Annotated in this window: 13 protein-coding genes; 1 reads left to right on the top strand and 12 read right to left on the bottom strand. The window is 39.0% G+C overall.

The window, feature by feature from the left end; all coding sequences use genetic code 11:
* Nucleotides 1–13: 13 nt before the first annotated feature.
* From hpf to VEHSUH05_RS06375, 5 genes are all read right to left on the bottom strand, one after another.
* Nucleotides 14–541 carry a ribosome hibernation-promoting factor, HPF/YfiA family gene (gene hpf / locus VEHSUH05_RS06395; protein WP_038114762.1) on the bottom strand — a complete coding sequence of 176 codons (528 nt, stop codon included), beginning with the start codon at nt 539–541 and terminating at the stop codon, nt 14–16.
* A 241-nt stretch (nt 542–782) separates the two neighbouring features.
* A complete protein-coding gene (locus VEHSUH05_RS06390; RefSeq protein ID WP_004693056.1) occupies nt 783–980 on the bottom strand; it encodes a cold shock domain-containing protein in 198 nt (65 codons plus the stop codon).
* A 545-nt stretch (nt 981–1,525) separates the two neighbouring features.
* Complete coding sequence (locus VEHSUH05_RS06385; protein ID WP_105091087.1) at nt 1,526–2,245, bottom strand: amino acid ABC transporter ATP-binding protein; 720 nt, start codon at nt 2,243–2,245, stop codon at nt 1,526–1,528.
* Nucleotides 2,242–2,892 carry an amino acid ABC transporter permease gene (locus VEHSUH05_RS06380; RefSeq protein ID WP_038114756.1) on the bottom strand — a complete coding sequence of 217 codons (651 nt, stop codon included), beginning with the start codon at nt 2,890–2,892 and terminating at the stop codon, nt 2,242–2,244. The genes VEHSUH05_RS06385 and VEHSUH05_RS06380 overlap by 4 nt, the downstream gene beginning before the upstream one ends.
* 15 nt (nt 2,893–2,907) lie before the next feature.
* Nucleotides 2,908–3,711: a basic amino acid ABC transporter substrate-binding protein gene (locus VEHSUH05_RS06375; RefSeq protein WP_105091086.1), complete on the bottom strand. Its 804-nt coding sequence runs from the start codon at nt 3,709–3,711 to the stop codon at nt 2,908–2,910.
* Nucleotides 3,712–4,647: 936 nt separating this feature from the next.
* Between VEHSUH05_RS06375 and VEHSUH05_RS06370 the strand changes: the two genes are divergently transcribed.
* Nucleotides 4,648–5,250, top strand: a complete 603-nt coding sequence (locus tag VEHSUH05_RS06370) for an HD-GYP domain-containing protein (protein ID WP_038114752.1) — start codon at nt 4,648–4,650, stop codon at nt 5,248–5,250.
* A 102-nt stretch (nt 5,251–5,352) separates the two neighbouring features.
* On the opposite strand, the gene VEHSUH05_RS06365 is transcribed toward VEHSUH05_RS06370, so the two are convergent.
* The 7 genes from VEHSUH05_RS06365 to rbfA are packed head-to-tail and all read right to left on the bottom strand — an operon-like array spanning nt 5,353 to nt 12,171.
* Nucleotides 5,353–6,042 (bottom strand): ComF family protein, encoded by a 690-nt coding sequence (locus VEHSUH05_RS06365; RefSeq protein WP_105091085.1) that lies wholly within the window; start codon nt 6,040–6,042, stop codon nt 5,353–5,355.
* Nucleotides 6,042–8,195, bottom strand: coding sequence for an SF1B family DNA helicase RecD2 (recD2, locus tag VEHSUH05_RS06360; protein WP_105091084.1), 2,154 nt, complete (start codon nt 8,193–8,195; stop codon nt 6,042–6,044). The genes VEHSUH05_RS06365 and recD2 overlap by 1 nt, the downstream gene beginning before the upstream one ends.
* Nucleotides 8,195–8,959: a shikimate kinase gene (locus tag VEHSUH05_RS06355; protein WP_105091083.1), complete on the bottom strand. Its 765-nt coding sequence runs from the start codon at nt 8,957–8,959 to the stop codon at nt 8,195–8,197. Before VEHSUH05_RS06355 ends, recD2 begins: the two co-directional genes overlap by 1 nt.
* Before the next feature lie 17 nt (nt 8,960–8,976).
* Nucleotides 8,977–9,909, bottom strand: coding sequence for a bifunctional riboflavin kinase/FAD synthetase (locus VEHSUH05_RS06350; protein ID WP_105091082.1), 933 nt, complete (start codon nt 9,907–9,909; stop codon nt 8,977–8,979).
* Nucleotides 9,910–9,911: 2 nt separating this feature from the next.
* Complete coding sequence (locus VEHSUH05_RS06345; RefSeq protein ID WP_105091081.1) at nt 9,912–10,853, bottom strand: tRNA pseudouridine synthase B; 942 nt, start codon at nt 10,851–10,853, stop codon at nt 9,912–9,914.
* Nucleotides 10,853–11,797, bottom strand: a complete 945-nt coding sequence (locus tag VEHSUH05_RS06340) for a DHH family phosphoesterase (protein ID WP_105091080.1) — start codon at nt 11,795–11,797, stop codon at nt 10,853–10,855. Before VEHSUH05_RS06340 ends, VEHSUH05_RS06345 begins: the two co-directional genes overlap by 1 nt.
* 17 nt (nt 11,798–11,814) lie before the next feature.
* A complete protein-coding gene (rbfA, locus tag VEHSUH05_RS06335) occupies nt 11,815–12,171 on the bottom strand; it encodes a 30S ribosome-binding factor RbfA (RefSeq protein ID WP_038114735.1) in 357 nt (118 codons plus the stop codon).
* Nucleotides 12,172–12,179 lie beyond the last annotated feature (8 nt).

Here is a 12,179-nt window from a genome sequence, read left to right as displayed (position 1 = left end):
CCGATATTATCAATTATTGAAGTTCCGGTTCAATCAAACCGTAGAACCCATCATGTCTGCGATATACGACATTCATACTTTCCGTTTCCGCATTGAAGAACATGAAGAAATCATGTCCGATAAGATTCATTTGCAAAATAGCTTCTTCTACATCCATTGGACGTACAGCAAAATGCTTCCGTTTTACAACTTCGATGGTTTCTTCTTCCACAGGTACATCCAGTTGAGCAGGATGGAACGCTTCCTGTTTTTTGAAACGTTTAGCTAAACGAGTTTTATGTTTGTGAATTTGTCGAATAATTTTATCTACAACTAAATCGATAGCTGCATACATATCATCATTTGTTTCTACACCGCGAAGTACGATTTTATCCACAAAACAAGTAATTTCTATAGTAGATTTATCTCTTACAACGGATAGCACCGCTTGTGCATCTAACTCATCATCAAAGTAACGGGTCAATTTGCTCAATCTTTTTTCGATATACTCGCGAAGAGCATTTGTCACTTCAATGTTTTTACCTCTGATAGCTACTTTCATAAGTCAACACCCTTTCTAAAAATCAACCACGAGATACGAGTGCTTTACATAATTTATACTAATGTCTCGTGCTATATTTAGTATTTCTACATAAGACAGTTAAACTCCTCTTTTTATTAGAAAAAATTTTTTATTTTTTGCAAAATTATAAAATCGCTTTATGAGATAACTCAAAAAATCCCGATACCAAAGGATATCGGGATCTAATTTATGTTGTATTTATGTATTTTTCAGTATGTGATTACGCTTTAACAACATTTGCAGCTTGAGGGCCACGGTTGCCATCTACGATTTCGAATTCAACATTTTGACCTTCAGTCAAAGATTTGAATCCTTCATCTTGAATTGCAGAGTAATGCACGAACACATCGCTACCGTCTTCTCTTTCAATAAAGCCATAACCTTTTTCTGCGCTAAACCATTTCACTTTACCTAACATGGTAACATCCTCCTAAAAATATATATTGTCTTACTGTCTTGCACTACATTTGTATCATAACACAGCATGTATAAAATATCAAACGTTATTAACCGCGCGCGTAATGAATATACAAAAACTTTTTATTGGAGATAATTTTCTTATTATACCCGCAACATCCGTTATAAATTGAATTATAAGAGTTTACGGCAAAAGCAGATCATCATTATATTAATAATAAAAGTATGCATTAAAAATTATCAATTACACCGTCGAATGCATAAATTATTATTATATCACAAATATTTATAGGTATAATCGATTTTTACAGATTTAACCGTCTATACATTCACTGTTTAACACTCTTATTTTCACAACTATAAATTACTATCATCATAATTTTTGATAGGTATAAAGCCATTTGTTTATCATGAATTTTAATATGAACCATTTCAGTTTTCTTTATGAACGAACAAAAAAGAGATGTAATTACAACGCAATGTAATCACACCTCTTAAAATCTCTCAATTTTAACTAATCTGATATCTATCGATTATGACTGATCATTATAAAATTTTAGATAGGAATAATTTTGTTCTATCATTCGTCGGCGCTTCAAATACATGTTTAGGCGTATCGTCCTCTAAGATTAAACCGCCGTCTACAAACAGCACTCGGTCCGCCACTTCTTTCGCAAAATTCATTTCATGAGTAACGATAACCATCGTCATCCCTTCATAAGCAAGAGACTTCATAACATCAAGTACTTCCCGAACCATTTCCGGATCAAGAGCGGAAGTCGGCTCATCAAAAAGCATCACTTTCGGTTTCATCGCTAACGCACGGGCGATAGCCACACGTTGTTTTTGCCCGCCTGATAAGGAATCGGGATACGCATTTGCTTTATCAGCCAAACCTACTCGATCAAGCAAAGCTTGTCCGACTTTCTTAGCATCCTCATCAGATAATTTACGCACCTTCTTTTGCGCCAGTGTTAGATTCTCCATCACTGTCATATGAGGAAATAAGTTGAAATTTTGGAATACCATTCCCACTTCAGCGCGTACTTCGTTCAATTTCGTCTTATCAGCCAAATCCATACCATCTACAATAACCTTGCCCGATGTAGGCTCTTCCAAGTAATTCATCGTACGCAACACCGTACTTTTACCGGAACCGGATGGACCGATGATTACCACAACTTGCCCCTGTTCAATATGCAGATTGATACCTTTAAGTACTTCATTTTTACCGAAGGTTTTATGTACATTTTCTAATCTAATCATTTAATGCTGTATTTCCTTTCAAGGTATCCAACTAATTGTGAAATACTCACCGTCATTATGAGATAAATAATTGCAACGGTTCCCCAAATCTCAAATGATGCATACGTTTTTGCGATAATTAATTGACCGCGACGTGTTAACTCTTCAAATCCGATAACAGAAACCAATGAAGAATCTTTCAACATCGCAATAAATTCATTCCCCAATGGAGGAATAATTGCTTTAAAAGCTTGCGGCATAACGATATATCGCATCGTTTGCCCCCAAGTCAACCCCAGAGAACGTCCAGCTTCCATCTGCCCTTTATCGATAGATTGAATACCGGCACGGAAAATTTCAGAGACATAGGCACCGGAGTTAATACTACATGCGGTTACAGCAGCAATAAACGGGTCGATTCTCTGTCCTGTAAGCATCGGCAATGCAAAATAGATTAAAAATATTTGTACCAAAAGAGGGGTACCACGAATTATATCCACATAACATTTAGCCAATAGTCTAACTATACTAAAATTTGATAAATTCGCTAAAGACACCAATAACCCGATAAAAAATCCACACCCCACCGACATTGCGGTTATTTCTACTGTTACTAGGGCTCCTTGCAATAAAAGCGGCAAATTACTAGATATGACATTCCAGTCCATTCATTACTCCCTATACTATTTAAAATCTACAACAACGGGCATATCTGCAGGTGCATCTACATTAAACCATTTTTTATATAATGCATTAAATTCGCCATCCGCCTTCATCTCTTCAATAGCTTTGTTTATTTGTTCCTGTAAAGCCTTATTATCTTTATTAATTGCAATACCGAGATATTCTTTCGTATTCGGATATGCCATATATTTAATCTGTTGGTCCGGATGTTTTGTAGTGTAATATTGTGCTACAGGCAAATCGATAACCGTTGCATCAGCCCCACCATTTTGTAATTCTAACAGAGCTTCATTACTATGGTCAAATTCTTTTACCGTAGTACCTTCAATTTTATGTGCCAAATCGGAACCCGTAGTACCTAATTGAGCCGCAATTTTCTTACCTTTTAAATCATCTAGAGAGTTGATATTTTGACCGGCTTTAAATACAACGGCTAAAGCATTTTCATAATATGGAGACGAGAATAATACTTTTTCACTTCTTGCTTTTGTAATGGTCATACCGGAAGCGGCCACATCGATATCGTGTGTATTCAAAGCCGGAATCAACGCATCAAACGCAACATTTTTAAGTTCTACATCTTTATTGATACGCTTGCCGATTGCACGAATCAATTCGATATCAAAACCGGTATAATCCTGTGTTTTTTCATCTTTAAATTCAAACGGTACAAAGGTAGCGTTCGTACCTACAATTAATTTATTAGATGTGTCAGCTGTGGATCCACAGCCGCCTACAACAGCACCGGCCATAATCAACATACAACTACCAAGAATTAGTTTTTTAAATTTATTATGTAACATAGTATCAACCTCATAAACTTAATTTACAATTACTATATTGATAGTATAGACATAAGGTATAAATATGTCAATATTTTTGTATATATTATTCCGTTTAATCGTTATACTTCCGATATAATCCCCTCTCACTATACAATCTATGAATATTTATTACACCAATGTATACTCTATTTGCTTTAGCCATAGGATTTAGAACCGTTTGCTGATATACATATGTATAAAAAAAGCACATGAGAAAAGCCTCATGTGCCTGTATACGGCTGACCTGGTTTTTGCCCCCACACTCGCCTGCTGGAAGGTTCGCTCATAAGTCTGTGACTCCCCACTACTACTCCTCTCGTGTTACCGGCAGGACTTACACCTAAGCCGCACCATGCTCACAGCCTCTCGGACTGCTTATGTGGATCGTTTCGCCTGCGACTGGCATCGACTTGCAACCACAGACCCGTATAAAATTATTATAAATAATATTCTCATTACTGTCTAGGTACACGCCAATTAACTCACCTATTAACCTTAGACTTTAATTGATGTATTCTTTTAATACCACATAAACATAAAACTTTTACCCACATAATATATCCGAACATACCGGCTATTTATTCTCAGTAGAATAAAAATATTTTTTTCAAGTCTTTTTTTCGTTGTATAGAAAATAGGAATAGAATACATAAAAATTTCTTCATAATTCTATCATTTTTATTAAATCAATTTTTTAAAGCACCATTCTTATTGCATTCTTAAAAAGTCAATCATTTTTTGTATGATAAATATGAATACTAGCATCATAGGAGAACATATGTCTCATACACAAAAAAAAATTTATGGTGTATAATACGTATACTGTTAATAAAGAACGAACCAAAAGTTGTACGATATAAACATTTATACTTGGGGATGTATAATATATTATGTAGGTGAGTAAAGGGGTTTACTATGTTTATGTTATCATTAATGCAGCCGTCCGGGCTGTATGAATTGGAGAAAGATAGTCTAGAGGCCATCAGTGCACAATTATTGCAGATGATACAGATGAAAAGCTATCATCTATATACGCATTCCATCCAGGTTGCCAATTATGCGGTCAGTATTGCCGCAAAAATGGGATTGCCGCTAAATGAAATTGAGCAAATTCGTCATGCCGCCTTACTCCACGATGTAGGTCTCTTAATGGTACCTAATGCACTTATACAAAAGTGTCCATATCTGAACAAACAAGAAATGTCCAAATATAAACAACATGCTGCAAGCGGTGCCAACATGATTGAAAACTATCCATGTTGCCAGCAGATCTTGCCCTATATTCGCTATCATCACGAAAAATGGGATGGCTCCGGATATCCGAAGCATTTACGCGGCGCTAATATTCCATTAGGCGCCCGTATTATCGCCGTTGCTGATTATTATGACACGACGGTTAATCCATCCACCGAATTTTGGGCAAAGACCAAGGCGAAAGCAAAAGAAGAACTCTTCAGTGCATCAGGCTCTCTCTTTGATCCCGATGTGGTGAAGGCCTTTATCGATGTCCTAGGATAAAATTATGTCTTAGTCTAAAGGTCTATGCTCTAGACTAAAACATAACTTCAAATCTTATAGTTAATGTGCTAATTTAAGATACAAATAATTTATGAACTATCATTAGAAGCTCCCACTGGCAAGTGTAAGGGCTTCTAATTTTTTTGGCCTCTTTAATCGCAATATTTTAGCTACCGCCTCCAAGGTGGCACCGGTAGTATAAATATCATCCACAATAAGAATTCTCTTTCCTTCCAGATTAACATCATCATAATCACAATGCATCATGAAAGCATCGTTAATATTAGCTTGCCGTTCTTTATGTGTCAGACTCCACATATCACGTTCTGTATCAAATTTGTAAAGGCAATCAAACCACTTAAAATATGCAGGATACATATGATGTAATGCATCCGCCCAAGGTTTAAAAAACAGATCTACCTGGTTATATCCTCGTTGTTCTCTCTTAGCCGCACCGGATGGAACAGGAACAATATAATCAAATACATACGAGTTTACAGTAACACTATTAAATTTTCTGTGCATGTAAAAGTTGTACGATACTAGAAAAGGAGCAGCCCCTTTGGACTGCTCCTTTTTTTCGTTGAATTTGACATCATATATCATGGACTTCATACCGCCCTTGTAGTCGGCCAATATGCATACATCATCTAAATGATGTAAAAACTTATTCGGTACATGGCGAATATGTAAAAGTTCGGTAAAACAGGATTCACACCAATCCCCTTGTGATGCTACCTCAGCACCGCAATGCGGACATGTAGGAGGAAATAAGAAATCCCATAAACTCATTACGAATCACAGCTCCCTTGTATACGTTCCTTAAATAATGTATACCGTTCATCAGCATTTACCGTATGAACCGCACGATCAATAGCGCTCGTTGTGCCGACGATGATAACCTTACGCTTAGCACGTGTTACAGCGGTATATAATAAATTTCTCTGCAACATACCGCCGTATCGAGGTACAAAAGGAATAATCACCACACCATATTCACTGCCTTGACTCTTATGGACCGTGATCGCATAGGCAGGCATAATCATATGTGCATCATCGATAGAAAGACGCACTTCCTTATGGATAAAACGGATGCAAATATCCGTTCTCGTAATGGCATAAATAATGCCGATTTCACCATTAAATATGTCCAAATCATAGTTATTCAAAATCTGAATAACCTTATCTCCGACGCGGTATGTAATACCATTAACACGAACCTCACCCTTATGACTGTCAGGAGGATTCAATGCTTGCTGTACATATTGTGATATACGTGTACTCCCTGCTTCACCTCGGCGCATGGGAGAAATAATCTGAATATCCAGTTCATCCTCTATATTCTCCTGCTCACGCTTATACACATCAATGATAACTTTCATCAGCGCATCATAAGAGTTTACAGGGATAAAAGAAAATTCATCACCATTACCATCGAGTTTAGGCATATCGCCCCGATTAATAGCATAAGCACTGTCGACAATTGTATTACCAGAGTTCTGGCGATAAATCTGATTTAGCCTTGTATAGGGCACGCAATCACTGTCAAGCAAATCCTTAAGAACAAAACCAGCACCTATGGGCGGCAACTGATCCACATCGCCCACAATAATGACATGAGCCTCCCTAGGAATAGCCGCCATGAGAGAATAAAATAAACGCACATTCAACATGGAGGCTTCATCTATAATGATAACATCAATCTCGAGAGGATCATCTTCATTCTTCGTGAAATCATATGAATCACTCCCCTGGACGGGTACCAATAAACGATGAATCGTAGTCGCTTCAAACTCTGTCGCCTCCGTCAGGCGCTTAGCAGCACGCCCGGTCGGTGCACAGAGAATGATACGCCCCAAACCGCCTAATTGAAAACCTTTCACCAGAGCCTTGATAATCGTTGTTTTACCTGTACCCGGTCCACCTGTGATAAGAGAAAATTTTTCAAAAAAGGATAGTTTGATGGCTTCCTTCTGAGCATCACCAAAAGTAATATGATTCTCCTGTTCAAATCGATTGATAAAATCCTGTATATCAAGCGATATAGGGTCAGCTTCCAGTAAAAAGTCACGCGTATAATTAGCGCCTTCCACTTCGGCTACATACATCTGAGGCGGATAGATATAGAGAATATCGTCATGATAGGTGCTGTAGAGGGCCCCTTGTTCCAATAAGGATTCAATAAAATCAGCAATATCATCTACATCTGTTTGTAACAGATCATCCATGCGACCGATAAGCTGGTCCACCGGTAAACATGTATGGCCCTGATTATCGAGATTCCGCAAAATCCATTCAAGACCGGCCTCCAGTCGTCGCATATCGCTACCAGTAATTCCAAGATTTTCAGCCAGCGTATCTGCCGTTCCGAAGATCATATCTTGAGCAACACGAAGCAATGTGTACGGATTATCCTTGATTACATCGACGGCTTGTACCCCATAGTATGTATAAACGGTACGACTCCATTTCGATGAAATATGATGACTTTCAAAGAAATGATTCAAATCCGCTAAGATGCCTTCCCCCAATAAGGTATTAAAAAGTTCATCCTTAACGCTTTGTCTCAGCCCCGGTACCTCCTTGATTTCCTCCGGTCGTTCTTCGCGCAATACCTCTAAGATCCGAGTACCGAAATAATCTAATATCTTTTCAACAGATTTTTCACCGAAGCCTTTGATGCCGAGATTCATCAGGTATAATTTAGCGGCCCCCATGTTATCGGGTTTCAATTTTTCTATACTGAACGCATCAAACTGAAAACCGTATTTCGCATGCTCCACATATCGACCGCGAACTTCGATATCCTCGCCTTCCTTAGGAGATTCGAACTTACCCGTACAAGTAATGTATTCCTCATTATAATCTTTCAATATAAACACACAATATGTGCGCTGTGTGTTTTCATATATAGTTCGGTATACAACTCCCCGTATGGCGTCCATTATTTCTCCGTATTCGGCAAAGCTTCAATAATTTCTTGTACCGCATCGGTAATACTGCCTTCATTACCGATTTTAATATGCGCAACCTGTTCATATAAAGGATACCGTTCTTCATAAACATTGAAAATGTACTCGATACTTTCCTTTACAAGAGGTCTGATTTCCAAATCCAAATCATCCAGAATATGATTGACATCGCGATTCACGAATACAACCAACCCGTTATTTCGCATGAGTTTAACCGTTTTATCATAGGTAACCGTACCGCCACCGGTCGCTATCACCGACGGTTTATTCCGGATCAGTTCTTTAATCGTGGAATATTCATACTTACTGAAAGCATCCTTACCATCGTAAATAAAAATATTCTGCACCGATTTACCGACCTTATCTTGAATGGTCTGATCCAAATCATAAAAATCACGCCCCAATTCCTTTGCCAGCATTTTTCCGACCGTCGTCTTGCCTGCGCCGGGCATACCGATAAGGAAAATATGTTTATGCATATGCTCTTTCAAAAACTCGTTACTCATGGATACAACAGTTTTTAAATAATTTTTCACATATGGCGACAAATTTTCATCCTTACAAAGATCCTTGTGCAAAGCAATGATATCTTCATCACGCTCTTCATCGATAAGCGGCAAGTGATGCTCATCCTTATACTTCCCGATTTCCTTTATCAGGTTCAACCGTTTTTCAAATTCTTTAACCAATACGGTATCTATGCTATCAATTTTTTTACGAGCTTCTTTAATATCCATTAGAACACCCTCTATCCTCACGCGTCAGTCAAAATACGCAACGCTTTCTCTTCATCGACTTTCATCTGATCGATTAAATCCTGCAAATGGCCGAATTTAATCTCTGACCGTATATACGCAATAAATTGAACAATAACACTTTGTCCATATACATCCCGATCAAAGTCAAATACATGAACCTCACATCGATGATATTGATTCTTAAAGGTCGGATTATCTCCGATATTGCCGACCCCGTTATACCATTTACCATCAATACGTACACGATTTGCATAAACACCATCGGGCGGAATCGCCATTTCATCAGGCAATAACAAGTTTAACGTAGGAAATCCCAACGTCCGTCCCCGTTGATCACCTTTAATTACGGTTCCCTTGAATTGATACGGTCGACCCAGCCACTTTGTGGCATCCTCCATACGCCCTTCTTGAATCGCCTTTCGAATTTCCGTACTGGAAATCGGTTTCTCCAAAGAATCGCAAGGTAATAGCGGCTGTACCAAAACACGGATATCCGTAGATTCTAAAGTTTGCCGTATATAGGAAGGATTTCCCAATCCCTGCGCGCCAAAAGTAAAATTTTCACCCATTACGATTGCGGCTACATTCATATTCTTGCATAGAATTTTAAGGAACTCCTCCGCCGTGACACGCAATAAACCTGCCGTCATAGGTAACCGTAAAACATAGTCCACATTCATAGCCGATAAAATATCGTCCATAACATCCTGCTGAACCAGTAACTTCGGCACTTTATCCGGATGTAAAATGGTCAACGGATGACATTCAAATGTGACAATTATACTCACCGCCTGTGCTGATTTAGCCTCTTGCACAGCCTTATATATAACTCGCTGATGACCTCTATGAATGCCGTCAAAGGTACCCAAGGCATATACTTTTCTATCTTTGATTTGGCGCAATTCATCAAACGAATGTATTTGCTTCATACTCATCCTTTAATAAAAATATTTTTATCCACCTTCAATGTGTGGTCTGTTCGCTTCATAATACCTATAAACCCGTGAGGTCCATAGGCTCTATAGAGATGACCTGTTTCTGTGAAAGCAAAGTCTTTACCGATCGGTAACGCCTTGCCTTCTATCATCATCCTTAATTGTACACTATTTACAACTACTTGCGAAAGATGGGAAACCGCCGTATCTGTCGGTAATAGTAAACTTTCACCATGGACCATCAGCTCTTCAGCCATCTTGGTCATGGAGATATCAAAAGGGCCCACCTGTGTACGTGCCAAAGATGTCATCATTCCCGGAATTCCAAGAGATATGCATATATCGCGTAACAAGGATCGGATATACGTGCCCCCTGAGCAGGTAATACGAACTGTAAAGTAAGGAAATCCATATGCAATGAGTTCAATCTGCTTAATATGAATTTGACGTAACGGCAATTCTACAGGAATCCCCTTACGAGCATATTCATAAGCGCGAATACCGTTGACCTTGATTGCCGAATATTTTGAGGGCCGTTGATGCTGCTCGCCTTCAAAGGTTTTCAATATGCTTTGTAGTTCATCAAAACTAGGCTTACCAATAGATTCATCTAAGATAGACGAGCCTGTCTGAGCATCTACGAGAACCCCTGCTCTAAGAGACATCTCCGCATCGGGTAATACCGGACTGCCGGAACTATCCTCCGTATCCGTAAAGGTGCCAAATTTACATTCTGCCACATAGGTCTTGTCAAAACCTTCCGTGTATTCGATGAGACGAGTCGCCTTACCGAGAAATATGGGTAATACACCATATGCCATGGGATCTAACGTTCCGCTATGACCGATGCGTTTTTCTTTTAAAATACGACGACATATAGCCACCGCATCGTGACTGGTAATGCCGGGCGGTTTTAAAAACGGTAAAATACCATCCATTATTTAATAGCCTCAATTAATACACGTTTAACCTCTGTTAATGGCAAATTAATCGTACAGCCGGCAGCACGGATATGGCCACCGCCGCCAAAACGGGCAGCAATTGCGTTTACATCCGCCCCTTTAGATCGCAGGCTCACACGCGTGCGATCATCCGACTCGGCTTTCAGCAAAATAGAAATGTCCACCGTATCTACATTGCGGATTATATCCACAAAACCGTCTGTATCGTCACCGAGAATATCCATAACCTCTCGATTTAATTCGATGGTGGCCACAGTATCATTTTTATAAAATTCAATAGTCTGCATAATCTGTTTCGTCAAAGCGAGACGCTCCGCCGATACGGCCTCAATCGTCTCGGAAATCACATTAGGTCTAGCCCCTGCAGCCACACATTTAGCAGCCATTTCCAGCGTATTAGCCGTGGTATTACTGAATTTAAAGAATCCGCAATCCGTGGCAATAGCCATATAGAGAGCGGTCCCCATGGACTCTGTAATAGGCCAATTCCATTTTGCACATAAATCGGTAATAATTTCACCGGTAGCAGCAAACTCAGACTTTAAGTATAGATGATCCGCAAATTCCGAATTGGAAATATGATGGTCTATATTAAAAATAGGTGCACTCCACAGTGCACCTACTTTGCCAATTCGCTCATACGTGCTAGCATCCAAAACCATAAGCATATCGATATCCACAGGATGGGACTCAAAATACGCTACATCGTGGATATGATCTGTATACTGTAAGAAAGTGTATTTATCAGGTACTACATCATCCACTACCATATATACGGTTTTGCCTTGCCCTACAAGGGCTTCATAGAAGGCGACCATAGAGCCGATAGCATCGCCATCGGGACGGATATGGACGGTTAGCATAATAGAATTAGCTTCACACAGAGCCATATGTAATTGATTAATTGTAATCTTACTCATGTTCTGTATCCTTTGTGTTAATTTGTTTCTTCATCCTTTTTAATCTCATGTAAAAGGGATTCGATACGCATGCTGTAATCCAGCGATGTATCCTTATCAAAAGTAATCGTAGGAATATGGCGCAATTTAAGTACCTTTCCAAGTTCGGTACGAATATGGCCTGATGCATGCTTTAATGCGATAAGAGTATCTTCTTTTTCCTTATCGGAACCAAACAGGCTGACGTAAATAGTAGCTTCTCGTAAATCACCCGTCACGTGCACATCTGTAACGGTAGTGAAACCGATGCGAGGATCTTTTAATCCGCGCATCAGCATTTGACTTACCTCTTGTTTGATAAATTCCTGTAATTTTCTGACACGAACGTCACTCATAATAACCT

The sequence above is a fragment of the Veillonella denticariosi JCM 15641 genome (genome assembly GCF_002959855.1).
GTDB classification, from domain to species: Bacteria; Bacillota; Negativicutes; order Veillonellales; family Veillonellaceae; genus Veillonella; species Veillonella denticariosi.
This window is presented reverse-complemented; position numbering and strand designations above follow the sequence as displayed.